At 63.6% G+C, this 23,027-nt stretch carries 16 protein-coding genes and 4 tRNA genes; all 20 read left to right on the top strand.

The window, feature by feature from the left end:
- Positions 1-35: 35 nt before the first annotated feature.
- The 20 genes from AC1ZQA_RS15610 (at position 36) to rpoC (ending at position 23,013) form a co-directional block, all read left to right on the top strand.
- The gene (locus AC1ZQA_RS15610) at positions 36-473 is read left to right on the top strand and encodes an OsmC family protein (RefSeq protein WP_482677744.1); all 438 of its coding nucleotides are present in this window, start codon (positions 36-38) and stop codon (positions 471-473) included.
- Positions 470-1,879: a TolC family protein gene (locus tag AC1ZQA_RS15605; RefSeq protein ID WP_482677743.1), complete on the top strand. Its 1,410-nt coding sequence runs from the start codon at positions 470-472 to the stop codon at positions 1,877-1,879. The genes AC1ZQA_RS15610 and AC1ZQA_RS15605 overlap by 4 nt, the downstream gene beginning before the upstream one ends.
- On the top strand, positions 1,876-3,057 hold the full coding sequence (locus AC1ZQA_RS15600) for an efflux RND transporter periplasmic adaptor subunit (protein WP_482677742.1): 1,182 nt from the start codon (positions 1,876-1,878) through the stop codon (positions 3,055-3,057). The genes AC1ZQA_RS15605 and AC1ZQA_RS15600 overlap by 4 nt, the downstream gene beginning before the upstream one ends.
- Positions 3,054-6,191, top strand: a complete 3,138-nt coding sequence (locus AC1ZQA_RS15595) for an efflux RND transporter permease subunit (RefSeq protein ID WP_482677741.1) — start codon at positions 3,054-3,056, stop codon at positions 6,189-6,191. The genes AC1ZQA_RS15600 and AC1ZQA_RS15595 overlap by 4 nt, the downstream gene beginning before the upstream one ends.
- A gap of 331 nt (positions 6,192-6,522) precedes the next feature.
- Positions 6,523-7,113, top strand: a complete 591-nt coding sequence (locus tag AC1ZQA_RS15590) for an anthranilate synthase component II (RefSeq protein ID WP_482677740.1) — start codon at positions 6,523-6,525, stop codon at positions 7,111-7,113.
- Positions 7,100-8,149: an anthranilate phosphoribosyltransferase gene (gene trpD / locus AC1ZQA_RS15585; RefSeq protein ID WP_482677739.1), complete on the top strand. Its 1,050-nt coding sequence runs from the start codon at positions 7,100-7,102 to the stop codon at positions 8,147-8,149. Before AC1ZQA_RS15590 ends, trpD begins: the two co-directional genes overlap by 14 nt.
- Before the next feature lie 68 nt (positions 8,150-8,217).
- Positions 8,218-9,009: an indole-3-glycerol phosphate synthase TrpC gene (trpC, locus tag AC1ZQA_RS15580; protein WP_482677738.1), complete on the top strand. Its 792-nt coding sequence runs from the start codon at positions 8,218-8,220 to the stop codon at positions 9,007-9,009.
- A gap of 63 nt (positions 9,010-9,072) precedes the next feature.
- Positions 9,073-9,158, top strand: a tRNA-Tyr gene (locus tag AC1ZQA_RS15575).
- A gap of 141 nt (positions 9,159-9,299) precedes the next feature.
- Positions 9,300-9,373, top strand: a tRNA-Gly gene (locus tag AC1ZQA_RS15570).
- A 60-nt stretch (positions 9,374-9,433) separates the two neighbouring features.
- A tRNA-Thr gene (locus AC1ZQA_RS15565) sits at positions 9,434-9,508 on the top strand.
- Between the two features lie 48 nt (positions 9,509-9,556).
- A complete protein-coding gene (gene tuf / locus AC1ZQA_RS15560; protein ID WP_482677737.1) occupies positions 9,557-10,747 on the top strand; it encodes an elongation factor Tu in 1,191 nt (396 codons plus the stop codon).
- Between the two features lie 115 nt (positions 10,748-10,862).
- Positions 10,863-10,938: transfer RNA gene (locus AC1ZQA_RS15555), tRNA-Trp, on the top strand.
- 38 nt (positions 10,939-10,976) lie between these two features.
- Entirely contained in the window at positions 10,977-11,360 is a 384-nt protein-coding gene (gene secE, locus AC1ZQA_RS15550) for a preprotein translocase subunit SecE (protein ID WP_482677736.1), read from the top strand.
- A gap of 11 nt (positions 11,361-11,371) precedes the next feature.
- Positions 11,372-11,935 (top strand): transcription termination/antitermination protein NusG, encoded by a 564-nt coding sequence (gene nusG / locus AC1ZQA_RS15545; RefSeq protein WP_482677735.1) that lies wholly within the window; start codon positions 11,372-11,374, stop codon positions 11,933-11,935.
- Between the two features lie 189 nt (positions 11,936-12,124).
- On the top strand, positions 12,125-12,556 hold the full coding sequence (gene rplK, locus AC1ZQA_RS15540; RefSeq protein WP_482677734.1) for a 50S ribosomal protein L11: 432 nt from the start codon (positions 12,125-12,127) through the stop codon (positions 12,554-12,556).
- Complete coding sequence (gene rplA / locus AC1ZQA_RS15535; RefSeq protein WP_482677733.1) at positions 12,557-13,267, top strand: 50S ribosomal protein L1; 711 nt, start codon at positions 12,557-12,559, stop codon at positions 13,265-13,267. It begins immediately after the preceding gene.
- Positions 13,268-13,544: 277 nt separating this feature from the next.
- On the top strand, positions 13,545-14,042 hold the full coding sequence (gene rplJ, locus AC1ZQA_RS15530; protein ID WP_482677732.1) for a 50S ribosomal protein L10: 498 nt from the start codon (positions 13,545-13,547) through the stop codon (positions 14,040-14,042).
- A gap of 54 nt (positions 14,043-14,096) precedes the next feature.
- The gene (rplL, locus tag AC1ZQA_RS15525) at positions 14,097-14,474 is read left to right on the top strand and encodes a 50S ribosomal protein L7/L12 (RefSeq protein WP_482677731.1); all 378 of its coding nucleotides are present in this window, start codon (positions 14,097-14,099) and stop codon (positions 14,472-14,474) included.
- Positions 14,475-14,627: 153 nt separating this feature from the next.
- Positions 14,628-18,731, top strand: a complete 4,104-nt coding sequence (gene rpoB, locus AC1ZQA_RS15520) for a DNA-directed RNA polymerase subunit beta (RefSeq protein WP_482677730.1) — start codon at positions 14,628-14,630, stop codon at positions 18,729-18,731.
- Positions 18,732-18,792: 61 nt separating this feature from the next.
- Positions 18,793-23,013: a DNA-directed RNA polymerase subunit beta' gene (rpoC, locus tag AC1ZQA_RS15515; protein WP_482677729.1), complete on the top strand. Its 4,221-nt coding sequence runs from the start codon at positions 18,793-18,795 to the stop codon at positions 23,011-23,013.
- The last annotated feature ends 14 nt before the right edge of the window (positions 23,014-23,027 follow it).

Genomic DNA, 23,027 nt, shown 5'->3' with positions numbered 1-23,027 from the left:
AGGGCGAAGTTCACAACAAACCAACGGAGGTTTGCATGCTCACCTACGACGTCACCCTCGACCGGGTCGATGCGCACGGCGCGCGCGCCCAGTGTAAAGAAGCGTGTCTAGCGGTCGACTCGGCCGTCGAGGGCCGGGATGATGCGTTCAACCCGGCCGAGCTTCTGCTCGCCGCAGTCGGCGCCTGCATGCTCAAGAACATCGAGCGGGTCGCGCCCATCCTCAAATTCCAATACCGTGGGGTCCACATCGCCGTCCATGGCGAGCGCCAGGACGCCCCGCCGAAGATGCAGCGCATCACCTATCGCATCACGGTCGACACCGATGAGGACGATCATCGCCTGGCCTTGTTGCACCGCAATGTGCAGCAGTTCGGCACGGTCTACAACACCGTTTCCGCTGGCACCACGCTCGAAGGCAGTATCGTGCGCGGCGGCCTCAGCCCAACAACTCCCTGTGACCAACGATCATGACGCGGTCTTCTGTCTTTTCCCTCAAGCAGGCTGGTTTGGCATGCGCGCTCACGGTCGCTGTCAGTGCGCCCACCGTGGCAGCAGCACAGTCTGCCGCAGCGGGCGCAAGCGCTCCGGTCGTTGCCGCATCCACTGCCGCCTCAACAGCGCAACCCGAGGCGAGCCTCGCCGAGGTGCTGCAGACCATCGGTGCACGCTCTCCTGATGTGCTTGCCGCCCGGGCGAGCGTGGCGCAGACGCTGGCGCAGGTGCAACAGGCGCGCGCGGCGTGGTTCGGCAAGGTCGATGCCTACGCCCTGTCCCAGCATTACAACGACCCGCGGCTCACCCGCGCGATCACCCTGCCGCCGAACGTGGCGGCCTATCCGTTTTCGGCAGACCAGTTCGGCTACGGCCTGAACGCGCAACTGCCCATCGACCTCAGCGGCCAGATCGCTGCCGAGGTCGACGCCACCCGTGCCCGTGCTGCCGGTGCGCAATGGAGTGCGGACGATGTGCGACTGCGCGCCCTGTTGCAGGGTGCAACCCTCTATCGCAATCTGCAGGCGCTGGCCGGACAGCGGCAGGCGCTCGACAAGCAACTGGAATCGTTGCAGACCAGTGTGCGCGTGGCCGCGGCCGGGCTGAAGGTCGGCAACATCGCCCGCGTCAACCTGCTGCGGGTGCAGGCTGCCGTCGCCGCGGTGCAGGCGCAGATTGCCGGGGTCGATGGGCAGCAGCGCAAGATAAGGGCGCAGCTCGCCGCGCTGATGGGCGTGTCGAGCTTTGACGCCCCAGTGTCCGCTCCGGACTCCGGCCCGGCGCACTTTCCGGTCAACCGCAACCTGCTGCCACCGTCGATTCAGGCAGCGCAAAGCGCGCTGCTCGCCAGCCAGGACAAGGTGCGTTCAGCGCAGCGAGCGATGCTGCCGCAATTCGCCGCCACCGCCAACTGGAACCGCAACGCCGTGCATTGGGACAACCGGCCCATCGACACCTGGCAGTTCAACCTCGGTGTGACCTTCAACCTCTGGTCAGGCGGGGCGCAGACCGCAGCGGTTGACGCTGCGCAGGCCGCAGCCGATCAGGCGCAGCAACAGCTGCAGGCCGCGCAGGACAATCTGCGCGCCGCGCGTGATGGCGCCGTGGCGCTGTGGAACGCGCAGGATCAATCCTGGCGCGCGGCCGAATCGGGCCTGCGCGCGGCCGCCGAGAGTGCGCGCATCGAACAGGACCGGTTCAAGAACGGCCTGGGCTCGGCCACCGATCTGATCGACGCCGAAGCGGCACTGGCCAGCGCGCGTGCCAGCGTCGCCAGCGCCCTGGCGGGTTGGTGGCAGGCCGATGACGCCCTGCGCTACGCCTACGGCGAGCCACCCGCTGCCCTACAGAACAACGCATCCACGCCTGCGAGTCTCAACCCATGAACACGCCCGTCACCCCATCTCCCACGTCCCCCGCGCGCAAGCGCAAGCCCTGGTATCTGCTTCCCATCCCCATTCTGTTGATCGCAGGCGGCCTGTGGTTGCATTTCCACCGACTGCATCAGGCCGATGCCAGCCCGCCGCCTGCACCCACGCCTTGGGCGGTGCAGGTCGGCACAGTGCAACGCGGAACGGTAGCCGCCAGTTTGCAGAGCGTAGCCACGGTCGAGGCACCAAACACCATCACCCTGGTGCCGCAAATTCAGGGCACGGTCACGGCCATCGGCCCGCGCGCCGGGGTGGCAGTCAAACGCGGTGAACTGCTGGCGCGCATCGACGCGCGGGCGATTGCCAGCAATATCTCGGCATTGGAACAACAGCGCATCGCCGCGCGCGCCAATGCCGACTACGCCGCCAAGCAACAGGCGCGGACCGACGCGGTTCTGGCCGAAGGCGGCGTGAGCCAGGCGCAGGCCGATCAGGCGCGCACCGCCGTTGATGCGGCCCGCGCTTCGGTGCAGGCGCTGTCCGACCAGATTGCCGCGCTGCAAGTGCAGCTCGGCTATGCCGACATCCGCGCACCGCAGGACGCGGTGGTGGCGCAACGCCTGGTCGAAGTCGGTGACACCGCCGCCCCCGGCAAGCCGGTCTATCAGCTCACCGCAGGCAAGGGCGCGGTGGTGCGGGTGACTCTGCCCGCCGACCAACTCGCGCAGGTGAAGGTGGGCGATGTGCTGCACCTGAGCCAGGGCGGGCAGACGGTCGATTTGCCCATCACCCGCATTTCCCCTGCGGTCAATGCCGCAGGTCTAGGCACGGCCGAAGCCGACGCCCCCACCAGTCCCTTCGGCCTGCCCAGCGGCAGCACAGTCGCGGCAACCCTGACACTGACCCCGCAATCGGCACCGTCGCAGACCGCGGCGCTGCTGACGGTTCCCGTGGCCGCCGTGGTCGGCAGCGGCGATCAGGCGCATGTGCTCGCGTTCACGCCGCCAGCCAAAACAGGCGAGCCCGGGCGGCTGCGCATCGTTGCGGTGAAGGTTCTGCAGATCGGTGCAAACCGCGCAGCAGTGAGCGGGGCACTCCAGCCGGGTGAGCAGGTGGTGGTTGGTCAGACCGCCGTGCTGTCGCAGATGCGCGAAGGCGATGCGGCCGTGACGGCAGCGGGAGCGGCGCAATGAACCTCATGCAACGGCTGCTGGGCCGGTCGCACGCGATCATCGCGATCGCACTGCTTGTCGTCGTCGCCGGCATCGGTGCGTATTTCACGATGCCGATGAACCTGTTTCCGGACACCAACCGGCCGATGATCAGCGTGGTCACGCAATGGCCGGGCGCGGAAGCGAGCGACGTCGAGCAGGACGTCACCCACCCGATCGAAACCCAGCTCTCGGCCATCGACGGCGTGCGGCGCGTGACCTCGGTGTCGCGCGACCAGGTGTCGGCGGTGACGGTCGAGTTCGAGTATGGCAACGACATCAACATCGCCGCGACCAAGGTGCTCACCGAGCTCAAGCGCGTGGAATCCAGCTTGCCCGCGGGCAGCAAGGCGCCGGTGATCTTTCGCATCACCAATGCGGCGCAGCCGGTGACGGTGCTCGCGCTCACCCCGGCAAAGCATTCCAATCTCGATTTGTCCGAGGTGCGGCGCATTGCCGAAAACCAGTTCCGCGACCGGCTGCTGCGCATCCCCGGCGTGTCCGAGGTCGAGGTGTTCGGCGGGCATGAACGGCAGGTGCAGGTCAATCTGGACCGCAGCGCATTGGCCGCGCATCATCTGAATGTGGCAACCGTGGCTGCGGCGCTGGCGGCGAGCAACATCACCGCGCCCGAAGGCCTGGTGCACCGTGACGGCTTCCGCTTTCTGCTCACCCTCAACAGCCTGGCGCACAACCCCCAGCAGCTCGCCGAGGTGCAAGTGCCGGTGCCGGGCGGCGGCTTCGTGCGCGTGGGCGATCTTGGCACCGTGGGCTGGGGCGATGCCGACCCCACTTCGCTCTACCGCGGCAATGGACATGAGGCGATCGCGGTGTCCTTGCTGCGCGGCGAAAACGGCTACGCCGCGACCACCGCGCGCAACATCGACGCGGCGCTGCCGCAAATCCGCGCCGAGTTTCCGATGCTGTCCGTTGCCCAATCCGACGGCCAGCTGCGGCTGATCGACCTGACCGTGGACAACATGCTGGGCGCGCTGCGCGACGCGTTGATCATGACGGTGTTCGTCATCCTGCTGTTCCTCGCCGATACGCGTGCGGCGTTCATTACCGCGCTGTCGCTGCCGTTCACCTATCTGCTCACCTTCTTGGTGATGAAGCTGATCGGCTATGAGTTCGACATGATCACGCTCACCGCGATCATCATCGCCGTCGGGCTGCTCGCCGACGATGCCATCGTGGTGATCGAAAACATCGAGCGGCGCATGCGCGAGCATGGCGAGTCGGGTCTGGCGGTGGCGGCCAATGGCACGCAGGAGGTGATGCTCGCGGTGCTCTCCGGCACCATCGCCAATGGCGTGGTGCTGCTGCCCATCGTGTTCATTGGTGGCTTCGTGCAGACGGTGCTGCGGCCGCTGTCGGTGAGCCTGATGGTGGCGTTGGCTGCCTCGTTCATCGTCGCGGTGACCATCATTCCGCTGCTCACGCCGTGGCTGCTCAAGCCGGGCGCGCGCGATCCGCTGCGCAAACCGCTGTCGTATTTCGACACCTGGGTCATCAAGCCGCTCAAGCGGTTTTACGCAAGGGTTGTGACCTGGGCGCTCGAGAATCCCAAGCGTGTGCTGTTTGTCGCCCTGCTGCTGACGCTGGCCTCGCTGCGGCAGTTGCCGGTGGTCGGACGCGAACTCATGCCGCTGATGGATTCGGGCATCACCCAGATCACCTTCGAGGCCCAACCCGACACCGACGCGGCGCAGATGCAGCACATTGCCAAGGCGGTCGACGCGGCGATTCGCTCCTCGGTCAAACCGGGCTGGCTCCTGTCCACCTCGACCGTGGTCGGCGCCGAACCGCAGGACAAATCCTTCGGCGCCGCGCGCATTTTCTCGCAGGGCATGGCGACGGTGAATCTGGTCGACCGCTTTCATCGCGATGAGACCATCTTCCAGATCAACGAGGTCATGCAACAAAAAGTGCGGGCGATTCCCGGGGTGATCGACGCCAACGCGGTGGTCTATGGCGCCACACCCCTGTCGTCGATTCGCGGCACGGTCGACCTCATGGTCAGCGGCCCGGATTGGCGGGTGCTCGACCAGATTGCGGGCGAGATCGAAGCGCGGCTCGCCAAGGTCGGCGGGCTCACCGGGTTCGAGCGCAGCTGGCAGGGCGATTCCAAGCGGCTGCAGCTCGATGTGGACGCGGCCAAGGCGTCGAGCTACGGCCTGACCCCGGGCGCGATTGCGCAGCAGGTCGCGGCGCAGGTCAACGGCATCCCCGGCGGCAGCCTGCGGGTGGAAGGCGAAAACAGCATTCCCGTCTGGGTGCGGCTGCGCAGTGACGCGCGTTCCAGCCCCGCCGCAATCGCCGCACTCAACATCACCGCACCCAACGGTGCCATCGTGCCGTTGGCACAGGTGGCCACGGTCAAGACGGTCTATGCACCAACCACCTACACCCATCAGAACCTGGTGCGCACGGTGGATGTGATCGGCTATCGCCGCGACATCGCGGTCACGGCCCTGGATGCGCATGTGGCCGAAGCCTTGAAGGGACTGCAACTGCCGCGCGGCTACACCATTTCGGATGAAGGCGAGATGAAGGAAATGAATGCCTCGTTCACCCGCCTCGGTCAGTCGCTCGCGCTGGGCATCGTGCTGCTCGCGGTGGTGCTGGTCATTGCCTTTCGCTCGTTCATCACACCGATTGCGATTCTGGTCACCTTGCCCCTGGCGGTGATCGGCGCCGCCTGGGCGATGCTGATTGCCGACAAGCACGGCTGCATGCCGTCGTTCATGGGGCTGATCCTGCTCATGGGCATCATCGTCAAGAACGGCATTCTGCTGGTCGATTTCGCGCAGGAGGCGCTGGGCCGCGGCGTGCCGCTGAAGGCGGCGATTCTGCAGGCCGTGGACCTGCGCACCCGGCCCATCCTGATGACCGCTGCCGCTGCGGCGGTGGGCATGATTCCCGTGGCGTTCGAGTGGGCGGTGGGGCTCGAGCGCCTCTCACCCCTGGCGGTGGTGGCCATCGGCGGGCTGATCGTCGGCACGTTCCTGACTCTGCTCATCGTGCCGGTGCTGCTGTTTTTGCTGCTCAAGCGGCGCTATCCCGATGCTGCGGTGTTGCCTGCAGTGGCCGCGCCGGAATCACCCTCAGCCTGATCCAACAAAATGACCATGTCCATCTCAACCCTCGCACCAGAAGCGCTCTCGTCGCACCCTTCGACAAAACGCGCCCATGCTGCGGATCGTTCCTTCGAGATCAGAGACCGCTTGCGTGCGAGTACCCAGGGACGGACGGTCCTCGGATCTGACATGGCGATCGATGCCCAGGGCAGCATGGCGAGCACGACTCTCACCGCAGAGATAATGCAGCACTCGGGCATGCGTGGTTCCGCCGGGGTTCAAGCAAGGTGTTTCAGCGAAGAAAAATCCGGGTACCAAAAGAGCGTATGGTCACGAAACACATCAAAAATGACGAGTTAGGTTTCTTATGCTGCTGATGATCGACAACTACGACAGCTTTACCTACAACCTGGTGCAATATTTCGGCGAGCTCGGGCAGGACGTGCAGACCGTGCGCAATGATGAGCTCGATCTCGAGGCCATCGCCGCGCTCAACCCCGAGCGCATCGTCATTTCACCCGGCCCCTGCTCGCCGGCCGAAGCCGGGATTTCCGTTCCGCTGCTGCAGTATTTCGCGGGCCGGCTGCCCATTCTGGGCGTGTGCCTGGGACATCAGGCCATCGGCGCGGCGTTCGGCGGACGCATCGTGCGGGCGCGGCACATCATGCACGGCAAGACCAGTCCGGTCACGCACGACGGCAAGGGCGTGTTCGCCGATCTGCCCAGCCCCTACACCGTGGTGCGCTATCACTCGCTGGCGATCGAGCGCGACACCCTGCCCGCCTGCCTGGAAGTCACCGCGCAGACCGAGGACGGCGAGATCATGGGCGTGCGTCATCGGCACTTCGCCATCGAGGGGGTGCAGTTTCACCCCGAGTCGATCGAAACCGAGCACGGCCACAAGCTGCTGCAGAATTTTCTGACGTTGAGCGAGGGCCATTTCCATGACCATCAGTAATCACGACGCGCTGGTGCGCGTCATCGAGCACCGAGAAATCTTCCACGATGAAATGATTGCCCTGATGCGCCGCATCATGACCGGGGAGATGTCGCCGGTCATGATGGCGGCGATCATCACCGGTCTGCGGGTGAAGAAGGAGACCATCGGTGAGATTGCCGCGGCGGCAGCGGTGATGCGCGAATTCTCCACGCCGGTCGAGGTGGCCGACAAGCGGCGGCTGGTCGACATTGTCGGCACCGGCGGCGACTCGGCGCGCACCTTCAACATCTCCACCGCGAGCATGTTCGTGGCAGCGGCTGCGGGTGCGCAGGTGGCCAAGCACGGCGGGCGGAGCGTGAGTTCGTCGTCCGGTTCGGCGGATGCGCTTGAGGCGCTGGGCGCCAACATTCAGCTCGCGCCCGAGCAGGTGGCGCAGAGCCTGGCGCAATGCGGCATCGGGTTCATGTTTGCGCCCAACCATCATCCGGCGATGAAACATGCCGCGCCCGTGCGCAAGGAACTGGGCGTGCGCACCATTTTCAACATCCTCGGGCCGCTGACCAATCCCGCAGGCGCGCCCAATCAACTGCTCGGCGTGTTTCACCCCGACCTCGTTGGCATTCTGGTGCGGGTGCTGCAGCGCCTGGGCAGCGAGCATGCAGTGGTGGTGCATGGTCTGGACGGACTCGACGAAGTGTCGCTGTCAGGCGAAACGCTGGTGGGTGAACTGAAAAATGGTCAGATCACCGAGTACGCCATTCATCCCGGCGATCTCGGGCTGAAGGCTGCGCCGCTCGATGCCCTGCGCGTGGACGGTCCCGCGCAATCCATCGAATTGCTGCACGAAGCGCTCAACGACGTCGACGGCCCGGCGCGGGACATCGTCGCGCTCAATGCGGGCGTGGCGCTGTATGCGGCCAACGTGGCGCCCACGCTGATCGAAGGCGTGCAAATGGCGCGAGAAGCCATCTCCAGCGGTGCCGCCCGCAGCAAGCTGCAGGATTTTGTCCGTGTCACGCACGCGATGCAGACTCCCGCCCAGGCCGGTGCGTAACGTGCACACCCTCTTTGCGCACCCGGCGCACCCGGCGTCTTCCCACCGAACGGCCACGCGGTCCTGATATGAGCAACGACATTCTTCAGCGCATTCTGGCCACCAAGGCCGAGGAAGTGGCTGCGGCGCGCGCCCACATGCCCTTGTCTGCCCTGCGGGAGCGGGCGGCGGCGCGTGACACGCCGCGCGGTTTTGCCGCAGCGCTGCAAAGAAAGGTTGCGCTGGGTGGTCCGGCCGTGATCGCGGAAATCAAGAAAGCCAGCCCTTCGCGCGGTGTGTTGCGCGCCGATTTCGATCCGCCGGCCATTGCCCGCAGCTACGCCGCAGGTGGTGCAACCTGCCTGTCCGTCCTGACAGACGCGCAGTATTTTCAGGGCGCCACGGCCTACCTGCAGCAAGCCCGTGCGGCCTGCGCGCTGCCGGTGCTGCGCAAGGATTTCATCGTCGACCCTTACCAGGTCGTTGAAGCGGCGGCAATGCAGGCCGACTGCATTCTGCTCATTGCAGCGGCAATGCCATTGCAACAGATGATCGATCTCGAGGCACAGGCGCGCGATCTGGGACTCGATGTGCTGGTCGAAGTGCATGACGCCGCAGAGCTGGAGGCGGCATTGCAGCTGCGCACGCCGCTGCTCGGCATCAACAACCGCAATCTCCGCACCTTCGAGACGCGCCTCGATACCACGCTCGATCTGCTGCCGCGCATTCCCGCCGACCGGCTGGTCGTCACTGAAAGCGGCATTCTTGCGCCGGACGACGTCAGGCGCATGCGCGGCGCAGGGGTACAGGCCTTTTTGGTGGGGGAGGCGTTCATGCGGGCTCCGGAACCGGGCCAGGCGCTGAGCACGTTGTTTGCATGATTCGGCGCAAAACCTTTGGTTTGACATTGCAGAAAAAATCGCTGAGAATCTGCGGTTCGCCTCGGAGAGGTGGCCGAGTGGTTAATGGCAGCAGACTGTAAATCTGCCCTCTAACGAGTACGCTGGTTCGAATCCAGCCCTCTCCACCAGGCACAAAATGAAGGATTTGCTGTCGGTGTTCGCCCGGGTGCGGGTGGCGACAGATGGCAGAGCGAGAAGCAAAACGGCGGCCTTGATCGCGCCAGAGTATTGGATGTGCGGCAGCGGCATGACAAGGCAGGCGTGGCAAGGCGGGAGTAGTTCAATGGTAGAACCTTAGCCTTCCAAGCTAATGGTGCGGGTTCGATTCCCGTCTCCCGCTCCAGTATCTGGCATGGTCTTGTGCCGTGGCAACAGGTTTAACCTTGGGCGCGCAAGCGTTCAGGCCCATGTGGCTCAGTGGCAGAGCACTCCCTTGGTAAGGGAGAGGTCGCGGGTCCGATTCCCGCCATGGGCACCACTGATTTTGTTGATTTGTCGATCTTTGTTGGCTTGAGGAGTTTGAATCATGGCAAAGGAAAAGTTTGAGCGGACCAAGCCGCACGTCAACGTGGGCACGATTGGTCACGTCGATCACGGCAAGACCACGCTGACGGCGGCCATCACCACCGTGCTGTCGGCCAAGTATGGCGGTTCGGCCAAGAAGTACGACGAGATCGACGCAGCACCCGAAGAAAAGGCCCGCGGCATCACCATCAACACCGCCCACGTCGAATACGAGACCGCCACCCGGCACTACGCCCACGTCGACTGCCCCGGCCACGCCGACTACGTCAAGAACATGATCACCGGTGCGGCCCAGATGGACGGTGCCATCCTCGTCGTCTCCGCCGCCGACGGCCCCATGCCCCAGACCCGCGAGCACATCCTGCTCGCCCGTCAGGTCGGCGTGCCCTACATCATCGTCTTCCTCAACAAGTGCGACATGGTCGACGACGCCGAGCTGCTCGAACTCGTTGAAATGGAAGTGCGCGAACTCCTCTCCAAGTACGACTTCCCCGGCGACGACACCCCCATCATCAAAGGCTCGGCCAAGCTCGCCCTCGAAGGCGACAAGGGCGACCTCGGCGAACAAGCCATCTTCCGCCTGGCCGACGCCCTCGACAGCTACATCCCCACGCCCGAGCGTGCCGTGGACGGCGCCTTCCTCATGCCCGTTGAAGACGTCTTCTCCATCTCCGGCCGTGGCACCGTGGTGACCGGGCGCATCGAGCGCGGCATCATCAAGGTCGGCGAAGAAATCGAAATTGTCGGCATCCGTCCCACCCAGAAGACCACCTGCACCGGCGTCGAGATGTTCCGCAAGCTGCTCGACCAAGGCCAGGCCGGCGACAACGTCGGCATTCTGCTGCGTGGCACCAAGCGCGAAGACGTCGAGCGCGGCCAGGTGCTGTGCAAGCCCGGCAGCGTCAAGCCCCACACCCACTTCACCGCCGAGATCTACGTCCTCTCGAAGGACGAAGGCGGCCGCCACACCCCCTTCTTCAACAACTACCGTCCCCAGTTCTACTTCCGCACCACCGACGTCACCGGCGCAGTGGAACTGCCCAAGGACAAGGAAATGGTCATGCCCGGCGACAACGTCAGCATCACCGTCAAGCTCATCGCCCCGATCGCGATGGAAGAAGGTCTGCGCTTCGCCATCCGTGAAGGCGGTCGCACCGTCGGCGCCGGTGTGGTGGCGAAGATCATCGAGTGACGTTTTTCATTTGAAGCAGGGTTTTGTAGGGCGCGTCCAGCGTGGCGCGCTTTCATCTGTTTGAATTGTGGCCGTTGCCTGTATCGCAGACAACGGCCTTGGTGCTAGAAGATACAGGGGCATAGCTCAATTGGCAGAGCGTCGGTCTCCAAAACCGAAGGTTGGGGGTTCGATTCCCTCTGCCCCTGCCACTCCGAATCAACTCGGGGTTGAACGCGCGTAAATCCATATGGCAAATCCGTCTGTCGAAACCGTTTCCACTGGAGCGGACAAAGCAAAGTTGGGTGCGGCGGCGGTGTTGTTGCTTGCCGCGCTCGGTTTGTTTTATGGTCTGGGCGGGCAGCCGATGTGGGTGCGCGTGCTCGTCCTGCTGGCCCTGCTCCTGGGCGCAGTGGTCATCTTTTTTCTGTCGGAGTCGGGTCGGGCGTTGATCGCCTATGGTCAGGATGCGATCCGCGAAACCAGGAAGGTCGTCTGGCCCACCCGAAAGGAAGCGATCCAGATGACGGGCATCGTGTTCGGGTTTGTCATTCTGATGGCCCTGTTTCTCTGGCTCACGGACAAATCGCTGGAATATGTGCTCTACGACTTGATTCTTGGTTGGAAGCGCTAGGAGCATGAAGCATGGCTGAGGCACAAACAATGGCAGCGCAGGTCGGCAAGCAGTGGTATGTCGTCCACGCCTATTCCGGCATGGAAAAGGCGGTGCAGCGCAACCTGACGGAGCGGATCGAGCGCGCAGGAATGCAGTCCAAATTCGGCCGCATCCTGGTGCCGACGGAAGAAGTGGTCGAAATCAAGAATGGCCACAAGAGCATTACGGAACGTCGTTTTTTCCCCGGCTATGTGCTGGTGGAGATGGAGATGGACGACGCGACCTGGCATCTGGTCAAGCACACCAGCAAGGTGACCGGTTTCGTGGGCGGCGCGAAGAATCGCCCGGTGCCGATCAGTGAGGCTGATGTCAACAAGATCATGAGCCAGATGCAGGAGGGCGCAGAGAAGCCGCGTCCCAAGGTGCAGTTCGAGGTGGGTGAAATGGTGCGCATCAAGGAAGGCCCGTTCACCGACTTCAACGGCAATGTCGAAGAAGTGAATTACGAGAAGTCCCGCCTGCGCGTGTCGGTCACCATTTTTGGCCGCGCCACTCCGGTAGAACTGGAATTTCAGCAGATCGAACGTCTGTAGGCGTGCCATTTGCCATCGCGGTCGGCGCAGTGCGTGCAATTCGCGCGTTTCGCGATTTGATGCTGGGGCCTGAGTCTCGGCGCATGGATTTTTTCTGCAGCCTGTCCCGCCCGGGTTGCAGAAACGCATGAAAGGGCGGGTTTCGGGGAGCCTCTGTCACTGAGGCGCTCGCACCCATTCGGAGTCAGTATGGCAAAGAAAATTGTCGGCTTCATCAAGCTGCAAGTCCCGGCCGGCAAGGCCAATCCCTCGCCGCCGATCGGTCCGGCACTCGGCCAGCGCGGCCTCAACATCATGGAGTTCTGCAAGGCGTTCAATGCCCAGACCCAGGGTGTGGAGCCCGGATTGGCGCTGCCGGTGGTCATTACCGCGTTCGCAGACAAGTCGTTCACCTTCATCATCAAGACGCCGCCCGCCGGTGTGTTGATCAAGAAGTCCCTCAAGCTCGACAAGGGTTCGGCCCGCCCGCATGTCGACAAGGTCGGCAAGATCACGCGCGCCCAGCTCGAAGAGATCGCCAACACCAAGATGAAAGACCTGACCGCCGCCGATCTGGATGCGGCTGTGCGCACCATCGCGGGCACGGCCCGTTCGATGGGCGTGACTGTGGAGGGCGTGTAAATGTCCAAGATGCCAAAACGCTATGCCGCCTTGCGTGCCAAGGTCGATTCCAACAAGCTCTATGCCCTCGATGACGCGCTGGCGCTGATCAAGGAATGCGCAGTCGCCAAGTTCGACGAGTCCATCGATGTGGCCGTGAGCCTGGGGGTGGATACCCGCAAGTCCGACCAGGTGGTGCGCGGCTCCGTCGTGCTGCCCGCGGGCACCGGCAAGGTCAAGCGCGTGGCCGTGTTCGCCCAGGGCGCGAAGGCGGAAGAAGCCAAGGCTGCTGGTGCCGACATCGTGGGTTTTGACGATCTGGCCGAGCAGGTCAAGGCCGGCAATCTCAACTTCGACGTGGTCATCGCCTCGCCCGACGCCATGCGCGTGGTGGGTGCGCTGGGCCAGATTCTCGGCCCGCGCGGCATGATGCCCAACCCCAAGGTGGGCACCGTGACCCCTGATGTCGCGACCGCAGTGAAAAACGCCAAGGCGGGCCAGGTGCAATTCCGTGCCGACAAGGCCGGTATTGTGCACGGCACCATTGGCCGCGCCTCGTTTGGCGCCGATGCCCTGCGCAACAACCTCACGGCCTTGATCGAGGCGCTGCAAAAGGCGCGCCCCCAGGCCGCCAAGGGCATTTATCTGAAGAAGGTGGCGGTCTCGTCCACCATGGGGATCGGCGTGCGCGTCGACACTTCCACGGTGAATGCGGCGGTTGCCGGGCAGTGATTGTTTGAAAACAGCCTCGGCGCAAGCCGATGCGGACAGGAATTGGTGGGCCGGGTCGGCAACGCTGCGCTGACCCGGGCGATCCAAGACCGCAGGCGCGGGGCGGCATGCCTCGCTTAATTCGGCTTCAGGCTGCAGGAGCCGGGTCTGCGCAGATGGCGAACCCGCTGGACGAGAGAACAGGCATTGCGCAAGCCGTGCCTGGAGTCACTCCAGAGGACGCTTGTATAGGCGCCATGAACCGTTCGGTGCATGGCAATTTCTTCAGGAGTCAATCTTGAGTCTCAACCGCTCTGAAAAGCAAGCTTCAGTCGAGGAAATCTCGGCGCTGGCAACCAAGGCGCAATCCCTGGTTCTGGCCGAGTACCGCGGCATTGCAGTCGAGCAGATGACCAAGCTGCGCAAGCAGGCTCGCGAAAACGGGGTGCATCTCCAGGTGTTCAAGAACACCCTGGCCAAGCGCGCCGTCACGGGAACCCCGTGCGAGTCGATTGCCGCAGACATGACGGGACCGCTGATCTACGGATTTTCCGAAGACGCAGTGGCTGCCGCACGGGTCATCAACGACTTTGCAAAAACCAACGACAAGCTGGTCATCCGTTCGGGTGTTGTCAACGGCAAGGCGATCGACGCTGCCGGGGTCAAGGCCCTCGCAAGCATCCCGTCGCGCGAAGTGCTGCTGGCGCGTCTGCTTGGCGTCATGCAGGCGCCCGTGTCCGGCTTTGCCGTGGCGCTGGGCCAGCTGGCGAAGAAACGCGAAGCCGAAGCAGCCTGATCTGGCTGAAGCTTTCACAACCCCTTTTTCAAACATTCACCTCGGAGTCATCAAATGGCTATGAATCAACAAGACATTCTCGACGCAGTGGGCGGCATGACCGTCATGGAACTCAACGACCTGGTCAAGGCGTTTGAAGAGAAGTTCGGCGTGTCCGCCGCGGCGATGGCCGTTGCCGCACCTGGCGCGGGTGGTGCGGCTGCCGCCCCGGCTGAAGAGCAGACCGAATTCAACGTGATGCTGCTCGAAGCCGGCGCGAACAAGGTCAGCGTCATCAAGGCGGTGCGCGAACTCACCGGCCTGGGCCTGAAGGAAGCCAAGGATCTGGTGGACGGCGCGCCCAAGGCGGTCAAGGAAGGTGTGGCCAAGGCCGATGCCGAAGCTGCCAAGAAAAAGCTGGAAGAAGCTGGCGCCAAGGCCGAGATCAAGTAAAGCCTCGGTTTTGCGTGGGCCCGGAAGGTCGAATGGCCTTCCGGGCTTTCGCGCCTTCTGCCGGTTCAGGCCGGCAGCTTGGTTACCACATGGCCTGGGGCGTTCCCGGGTCATGCGATAACTGATTTTGTCCCTGTGGAGCGGAGCGTATCCATGTCCTACTCGTTCACTGAGAAAAAGCGCATTCGGAAAAGTTTTGGCAGCCGCCAAAGTGTTCTGGATGTTCCCTATCTGCTGGCTACGCAGATCAACTCCTACGAGGCCTTTCTGCAGAAAGACCTTCCCCCGCCGCAGCGCAAGGACGAAGGACTGGAAGCGGCGTTCCGCGCCATTTTCCCCATCGTGTCGCACAACCAGAATGTGCGCATGGAATACAACGGCTACACCCTGGCCAAGCCGGTGTTTGACGTGCGTGAATGCCAGCAGCGCGGCCTGACCTATGCCAGCGCGTTGCGCGCGAAGGTGCGCCTGATCGTGATGGACCGCGAGGCGGCCAAGCCCACGGTCAAGGAAGTGAAGGAGCAGGAGGTCTACATGGGCGAGATTCCGCTCATGACCGACAAGGGCTCGTTCATCATCAACGGCACCGAACGGGTGATCGTCAGCCAGTTGCATCGCTCGCCCGGCGTGTTCTTCGAGCATGACAAGGGCAAGACCCACAGTTCGGGCAAGCTGCTGTTCTCTGCACGCATCATTCCTTACCGCGGCTCCTGGCTCGACTTCGAGTTCGACGCCAAGGACATTCTGTATTTCCGCGTCGACCGTCGCCGCAAGATGCCGGTCACCATTCTGCTCAAGGCGCTCGGCCTGAACCCCGAGCAGATCCTGGCGCATTTCTTCGCCTTCGACCACATGCAGTTGATGGACGATGGCGCGCTGCTCGAATTCGTGCCGGATCACTTCAAGGGTGAAGTCGCGCGCTTCGACCTGATCGACCAGAATGGCAAAGTGGTGGTCGCCAAGGACAAGCGCATCAATACCCGCCACCTGCGCGAACTGGAGCAGGGTGGCACGCAACGCCTGTCGGTGCCGGAAGACTTCCTGCTTGGCAAGGTGCTGGCGCGCAACCTCGTGTCGCAGGACACCGGCGAAATCGTGGCCCGTGCCAACGACGAGCTGACCGAGCCGTTGCTGAAAAAAATTCGCGAGGCCGGGATTCAGCAGATCCAGACGCTCTACATCAACGACCTCGACCAGGGCGCGTTCATTTCGCAAACCCTGCGCATCGACGAAGTGGCCGACCAGCTCGGCGCCAAGGTGGCGATCTACCGCATGATGCGCCCCGGCGAGCCGCCGACCGAAGACGCGGTCGAAGCCTTGTTCAACCGTCTGTTCTTCGACGCTGACGCCTACGATCTGTCACGCGTGGGCCGCATGAAGTTCAACCGCCGTCTCGGCCGTGAAGAGATCGAAGGCGAGATGGTGCTGTCGCACGAAGACATCATGGCGGTCATCAAGCTGTTGGTCGAGCTGCGCAATGGCCGCGGCGAGGTCGATGACATCGACCACCTCGGCAATCGCCGGGTGCGCTGCGTGGGCGAGCTGGCCGAAAACCAGTTCCGCGCCGGGCTGTCGCGCATCGAGCGTGCGGTCAAGGAGCGTCTGGGCCAGGCCGAAACCGAGAACCTGATGCCGCACGACTTCATCAACTCCAAGCCCATTTCCGCGGCGATCAAGGAGTTCTTCGGGTCCAGCCAGCTGTCGCAGTTCATGGACCAGACCAACCCGCTGTCGGAAATCACCCACAAGCGCCGTGTCTCGGCACTGGGCCCGGGCGGTCTGACCCGCGAGCGCGCCGGCTTCGAGGTGCGCGACGTGCATCCCACCCACTATGGCCGCGTCTGCCCGATTGAAACGCCGGAAGGCCCGAACATCGGCCTGATCAACTCGCTGGCATTGTTCGCCCGCCTGAACGAATACGGCTTCATCGAAACCCCGTATCGCCGCGTGATCGACCGCAAGGTGACCGACCAGATCGACTACCTCTCGGCCATCGAGGAAGGCAAGTATGTCATCGCCCAGGCCAATGCCGGCATGGACGAACACGGCCTGCTCAACGACGAACTGGTCTCGGCGCGCGAAGCAGGCGAGTCCATCATGGTCTCGCCGGAGCGTGTGCAGTACATGGACGTGTCGCCCAGCCAGATCGTGTCGGCGGCGGCTTCGCTCGTTCCCTTCCTGGAGCACGACGACGCCAACCGCGCGCTGATGGGCGCCAACATGCAGCGTCAGGCAGTGCCGGTGCTGCGCCCCGAAAAGCCTCTGGTCGGCACCGGGGTCGAGCGCGTGACCGCTGTCGACTCGGGCACCGTGGTCACTGCCCTGCGCGGCGGCGTGGTGGACTATGTCGACAGCGCGCGCATCGTGGTGCGCGTCAATGACGAGGAAACCCAGGCTGGCGAAGTCGGCGTGGACATCTACAACCTCATCAAGTACCAGCGCTCCAACCAGAACACCAACATTCACCAGCGCCCCTTGGTCAAGCGCGGTGACCGGCTCGCCAAGGGGGACGTGGTGGCCGACGGCGCCTCGACCGACATCGGCGAGCTGGCTCTGGGTCAGAACATGCTGGTGGCCTTCATGCCGTGGAACGGCTACAACTACGAAGACTCGATCCTGCTGTCCGAGCGCGTGGTGGCCGAAGACCGCTTCACCTCGATCCACATCGAGGAACTGAACGTTCCGGCGCGCGACACCAAGCTGGGTTCAGAGGAAATCACCCGCGACATTCCCAACCTGTCCGAGCATCAGCTCGCGCGGCTGGACGAGTCGGGCATCATCTACGTGGGCGCCGAGGTGGAAGCGGGCGATGTGCTCGTGGGCAAGGTCACCCCCAAGGGCGAAACCCAGCTCACCCCGGAAGAAAAGCTGCTGCGCGCCATCTTCGGCGAGAAGGCGTCCGACGTGAAGGACACCTCGCTGCGCGTGCCCTCGGGCATGTACGGCACCGTCATTGACGTGCAGGTGTTCACCCGCGAAGGCATTCCGCGTGACAAGCGCGCCCAGCAGATCATCGATGACGAACTCAAGCGCTATCGCCTCGACCTGAACGACCAGATGCGCATTGTCGAAGGCGACACCTTCGACCGTCTGGCCAAGCTGCTCACCGGCAAGACCGCCAATGGCGGCCCCAACAAGCTGTCCAAGGGCGCAACCATCACCGCCGACTACCTGAACGAGACCGAGCGTTACCACTGGTTCGACATCCGCCCGGCCGACGAGGCGCTGGCGCAGCAGATGGAGCAGCTCAAGGACTCGCTGGAGAAGCGTCGCCACGCCTTCGACCTGATGTTCGAGGAAAAGCGTCGCAAGCTCACGCAGGGCGACGAACTGCCCACCGGCGTGCTCAAGATGGTCAAGGTCTACCTGGCCGTCAAGCGCCGCCTGCAGCCTGGCGACAAGATGGCCGGCCGTCACGGCAACAAGGGTGTGGTGTCCAAGATCGTCCCGGTCGAAGACATGCCGCACATGCCCGACGGCACCACCGTGGACATCGTGCTCAACCCGCTGGGCGTGCCCTCGCGCATGAACATCGGCCAGATTCTCGAAACCCATCTGGGCTGGGCCTCCATCGGCATCGGCAAGCGTGTCAACGACATGCTGCAGTCGCATGCCAAGGCGACCGAGCTGCGCAAGTTCCTGGGCACGCTGTACAACTTCAGCGGCAAGCAAGAGGCGCTTGACAAGCTCAGCGATGCCGAAATCCTGGAACTGGCGAACAACCTCAAGGCCGGCCTGCCGATCGCCAGCCCGGTGTTCGACGGCGCCAGCGAAGCCGAAATCGGACAGATGCTCGACCTCGCCTATCCCGACGACATTGCCCAGAAGCTGCAGCTCACCGCGTCGAAGAAGCAGGTCATGCTGACCGACGGTCGTACCGGCGAAGTCTTCGAGCGTCCGGTGACCGTGGGCATCATGCACGTGCTCAAGCTCCATCACCTGGTGGACGACAAGATGCACGCCCGCTCGACCGGCCCGTACTCGCTGGTCACCCAGCAGCCGCTGGGCGGCAAGGCGCAGTTCGGCGGCCAGCGCTTCGGCGAGATGGAAGTCTGGGCGCTCGAAGCCTATGGCGCGTCGTACGTGCTGCAGGAAATGCTCACCGTCAAGTCCGACGATACGCAGGGCCGCACCAAGATGTACGAGAGCATCGTCAAGGGCGATCACATCATCGAGGCCGGGATGCCCGAGTCATTCAACGTGCTGATCAAGGAAATCCGTTCCCTGGGTCTGGACATCGAACTCGAACGCAATTGATTGATGCCGCGCGCCCGGTGCCGCTTGGTTGCGCCGGGCAAGCAACTGAAGGAGTGAAAGCATGAAAGCGCTACTCGACCTGTTCAAGCAGTTTCATCAGGATGAGCATTTCGACGCCATTCGCATCGGCCTGGCGTCTCCGGAGAAAATCCGGTCCTGGTCGTTCGGTGAGGTGAAGAAACCCGAGACCATCAACTACCGCACGTTCAAGCCCGAGCGCGACGGTCTGTTCTGCGCCAAGATCTTCGGCCCGATCAAGGACTACGAGTGCCTGTGCGGCAAGTACAAGCGCCTGAAGCACCGCGGCGTGATCTGCGAGAAGTGCGGCGTCGAAGTCACGCAGAGCAAGGTGCGCCGCGAGCGCATGGGTCACATCGACATGGCCAGCCCTGTGGCGCACATCTGGTTCCTCAAGAGCCTGCCGTCTCGCCTGGGCATCGTGCTCGACATGGCGCTGCGCGATATCGAACGCGTGCTGTATTTCGAGGCCTATGTGGTTGTCGATCCGGGCATGACCCCGCTGAAGGCCGGTCAGGTTCTGTCGGAAGAGGAATACGCCGCCAAGCGCACCGAATTCGGCGACGAGTTCGTTGCTTTCATGGGTGCCGAGGGCGTCCACGCCCTGTTGCACAACATGGACCTCGACCTGGAGATCGAGAAGCTGCGTGGCGACATGACCGGCTCCGACACCAAGGTGAAGAAGAACGTCAAGCGCCTCAAGGTGATGCAGGCGTTCAAGGATTCCGGCACCAAGCCCGAGTGGATGGTCATGACCGTGCTGCCGGTACTGCCGCCCGATCTGCGCCCGCTGGTGCCGCTGGACGGCGGGCGCTTTGCGACTTCCGACCTGAACGATCTGTACCGCCGCGTCATCAACCGCAACAATCGCCTGCGTCGTCTGCTGGAGTTGTCTGCACCGGAAATCATCGTGCGCAACGAAAAGCGCATGCTGCAGGAAGCGGTCGATTCGTTGATGGACAACGGCCGTCGCGGCAAGGCGATGGTGGGCCAGAACAAGCGCCCGCTCAAGTCGCTGGCCGACATGATCAAGGGCAAGAGCGGCCGCTTCCGCCAGAACCTGCTGGGCAAGCGCGTCGACTACTCGGGCCGTTCGGTGATCACCGTGGGCCCGACGCTCAAGCTGCATCAGTGCGGCCTGCCCAAGCTGATGGCGCTGGAGTTGTTCAAGCCCTTCATCTTCCACAAGCTCGAAACCATGGGCGTGGCCACCACCATCAAGGCGGCCAAGAAGGAAGTCGAATCGCAGACCCCCATCGTCTGGGACATTCTGGAAGACGTGATCCGCGAGCATCCGGTGATGCTCAACCGCGCCCCCACGCTGCACCGCCTGGGCATCCAGGCGTTCGAGCCCCTGCTGATCGAGGGCAAGGCCATTCAACTGCACCCGCTGGTCTGCGCCGCATTCAACGCCGACTTCGACGGCGACCAGATGGCCGTGCACGTGCCGCTGTCGCTCGAGGCGCAGGTGGAAGCGCGCGCACTGATGCTGGCGTCGAACAACATTCTGTTCCCGGCCAACGGCGAGCCGTCCATCGTGCCCTCGCAGGACATGGTGCTGGGCCTGTATTACGCCACCCGCGAGCGCATCAATGGCAAGGGCGAAGGCATCGTGTTCGCTGATGTATCGGAAGTGCAGCGCGCGCTCGATGCCAAGCAGGTGGAAATCACCAGCCGCGTCAGCGTGCGTCTGACCGAGTATGAGAAAGACAAGGTCACCGGCACCTTCACGCCCAAGACCGCCGTGGTGGAAACCACGGTGGGTCGCGCTCTGCTGTCGGAAATTCTGCCCAAGGGGTTGCCGTTCAGTGTCATGAACAAGGCGCTGAAGAAAAAGGAAATCTCGCGCCTGATCAACTCGTCGTTCCGCCGCTGCGGCCTGCGTGAAACTGCGATCTTTGCCGACAAGCTGCTGCAGTCCGGCTTCTCGCTGGCGACCAAGGCCGGCATCTCCATCAGCATCGACGACATGCTGATTCCCGAAGAGAAGTACAAGGTCATCTCCCGCGCCGAAAAAGAGGTCAAGGAGATTGAACAGCAATACTCCTCCGGTCTGGTCACGCAGGGTGAGCGCTACAACAAGGTCGTGGACATCTGGGGTCGTGCGGGTGACGAAGTCGGCAAGGCGCTGATGAACCACCTCTCCAACCAGACGGTCAAGGATCGCCACGGCAATGACGTCCGTCAAGAGTCGTTCAACTCCATCTACATGATGGCCGACTCAGGTGCGCGCGGCTCGGCCGCACAGATCCGCCAGCTCGCCGGCATGCGCGGCCTGATGGCCAAGCCCGATGGCTCCATCATCGAGACACCCATCACCGCGAACTTCCGCGAGGGGCTGAACGTTCTGCAGTACTTCATCTCCACCCACGGCGCGCGCAAGGGCCTGGCCGATACCGCGCTGAAGACCGCGAACTCCGGTTACCTGACCCGGCGTCTGGTGGACGTGACGCAGGATCTGGTGGTCACCGAGCAGGATTGCGGCACGGCCAACGGCACCAATATGCGCGCGCTGGTCGAAGGCGGCGAAGTCATCGAGTCGCTGCGCGACCGCGTGCTGGGTCGTGTGGCTGCGGTGGACGTGGTCAACCCCGAGACGCAGGACGTCATCGTTCCCGCGGGTGAAATGCTCGACGAGGACGCGCTCGATCTGGTCGAGGCCGCTGGCATCGACGAAATCAAGGTGCGCACCGCGCTGACCTGCGAAACGCGCTACGGCATTTGCGCCAAGTGCTACGGCCGCGATCTGGGCCGCGGCACCCTGGTGACCAACGGCGAAGCCGTCGGTGTGATCGCCGCGCAGTCCATCGGCGAACCCGGTACCCAGCTGACCATGCGCACGTTCCACATCGGCGGTGCGGCTTCGCGTGCAGCGGTGGTCTCCAGCGTGGAGGCCAAGAGCGCGGGGACGGTGCGGTTCACTGCGACCATGCGCTACGTCACCAACACCAAGGGCGAGCAGGTGGTCATCACCCGCTCCGGCGAAGTGCTGGTCACCGACGACCACGGCCGCGAACGCGAGCGCCACAAGGTGCCTTATGGCGCGACGCTGTTCGTCAAGGACGGCATGGTCATCAAGGCCGGCACGCTGGTGGCTAACTGGGACCCGCTGACCCGCCCCATCATCACCGAGTACGCGGGACAGATCAAGTTCGAGAACGTCGAAGAGGGCGTGACCGTGGCCAAGCAGGTCGACGAAGTCACCGGCCTGTCCACGCTCGTGGTCATCGACCCCAAGCGTCGTGGCTCCGCCAAGGTGGTGCGTCCGCAGGTCAAGCTGCTCAACGAGCAGGGGCACGAGGTCAAGATTCCGGGCACCGATCATGCCGTGACCATCGGCTTTACCGTGGGCGCGCTGATCCAGGTGCGCGACGGTCAGGACGTGGGCCCTGGCGAGGTGCTGGCGCGCATCCCGATGGAAGGCCAGAAGACTCGCGACATCACCGGTGGTCTGCCGCGTGTGGCCGAACTGTTCGAGGCCCGCTCGCCCAAGGACGCCGGCATGCTGGCCGAAACCACCGGTACCGTTTCCTTCGGCAAGGAAACCAAGGGCAAGGTCCGTCTGGTCATCACCGACCTCGACGGCAACTCCAACGAGTTCCTGATTCCGAAGGAAAAGAACGTGCTGGTGCACGAAGGTCAGGTCGTCAACAAGGGTGAGCTCATCGTCGACGGCCCGGCCGAGCCGCAGGACATCCTGCGCCTGCTCGGTGTCGAGGCGCTGGCGCGTTACATCGTCGACGAAGTGCAGGACGTCTACCGTCTGCAGGGCGTGAAGATCAACGACAAGCACATCGAAGTGATCGTTCGCCAGATGCTGCGCCGTGTGGAGATCAAGGACCCGGGCGATACCGATTACATCGCGGGCGAACAGGCCGAGCGCTCCCAGGTCCTGGCGCGCAACGACCAGCTCCTGCGCGAAGGCAAGATGCCCGCCACATTCAACAACCTGCTGCTGGGTATCACCAAGGCCAGCCTGTCCACCGACAGCTTCATTTCAGCCGCGTCCTTCCAGGAAACCACCCGCGTGCTGACAGAAGCCGCCATCATGGGCAAGCGCGACGCGCTGCGCGGCCTGAAGGAAAACGTCATCGTCGGCCGCCTGATTCCCGCAGGCACCGGCCTGGCCTTCCACCAGGCGCGCAAAGCCAAGGACGCAATGGACCAGGCCGACCGCGCAGCCCAGGCTGCCGCCGAACTGCAGGCGCTCGAAGACAGCACCCTGCACTCGGCAGAATCCGACAACGCTTCGGACGCTTCTTGATCCAATGGTGCCAG

This window comes from Thiomonas sp. DCM-2 (assembly GCF_056820905.1).
The sequence above is the reverse complement of the archived record's forward strand: the minus strand, read 5'-3'. Positions and strand labels throughout refer to the sequence as shown.

Excerpts from the sequence above, each read along its gene's own strand:
- AC1ZQA_RS15610 (WP_482677744.1), top strand. The coding sequence starts at position 36 with ATGCTCACCTACGACGTCACCCTCGACCGGGTCGATGCGCACGGCGCG.
- AC1ZQA_RS15605 (WP_482677743.1), top strand. The coding sequence starts at position 470 with ATGACGCGGTCTTCTGTCTTTTCCCTCAAGCAGGCTGGTTTGGCATGC.
- AC1ZQA_RS15600 (WP_482677742.1), top strand. The coding sequence starts at position 1,876 with ATGAACACGCCCGTCACCCCATCTCCCACGTCCCCCGCGCGCAAGCGC.
- AC1ZQA_RS15595 (WP_482677741.1), top strand. The coding sequence starts at position 3,054 with ATGAACCTCATGCAACGGCTGCTGGGCCGGTCGCACGCGATCATCGCG.
- AC1ZQA_RS15590 (WP_482677740.1), top strand. The coding sequence starts at position 6,523 with ATGCTGCTGATGATCGACAACTACGACAGCTTTACCTACAACCTGGTG.
- trpD (WP_482677739.1), top strand. The coding sequence starts at position 7,100 with ATGACCATCAGTAATCACGACGCGCTGGTGCGCGTCATCGAGCACCGA.
- trpC (WP_482677738.1), top strand. The coding sequence starts at position 8,218 with ATGAGCAACGACATTCTTCAGCGCATTCTGGCCACCAAGGCCGAGGAA.
- tuf (WP_482677737.1), top strand. The coding sequence starts at position 9,557 with ATGGCAAAGGAAAAGTTTGAGCGGACCAAGCCGCACGTCAACGTGGGC.
- secE (WP_482677736.1), top strand. The coding sequence starts at position 10,977 with ATGGCAAATCCGTCTGTCGAAACCGTTTCCACTGGAGCGGACAAAGCA.
- nusG (WP_482677735.1), top strand. The coding sequence starts at position 11,372 with ATGGCTGAGGCACAAACAATGGCAGCGCAGGTCGGCAAGCAGTGGTAT.
- rplK (WP_482677734.1), top strand. The coding sequence starts at position 12,125 with ATGGCAAAGAAAATTGTCGGCTTCATCAAGCTGCAAGTCCCGGCCGGC.
- rplA (WP_482677733.1), top strand. The coding sequence starts at position 12,557 with ATGTCCAAGATGCCAAAACGCTATGCCGCCTTGCGTGCCAAGGTCGAT.
- rplL (WP_482677731.1), top strand. The coding sequence starts at position 14,097 with ATGGCTATGAATCAACAAGACATTCTCGACGCAGTGGGCGGCATGACC.
- rpoB (WP_482677730.1), top strand. The coding sequence starts at position 14,628 with ATGTCCTACTCGTTCACTGAGAAAAAGCGCATTCGGAAAAGTTTTGGC.
- rpoC (WP_482677729.1), top strand. The coding sequence starts at position 18,793 with ATGAAAGCGCTACTCGACCTGTTCAAGCAGTTTCATCAGGATGAGCAT.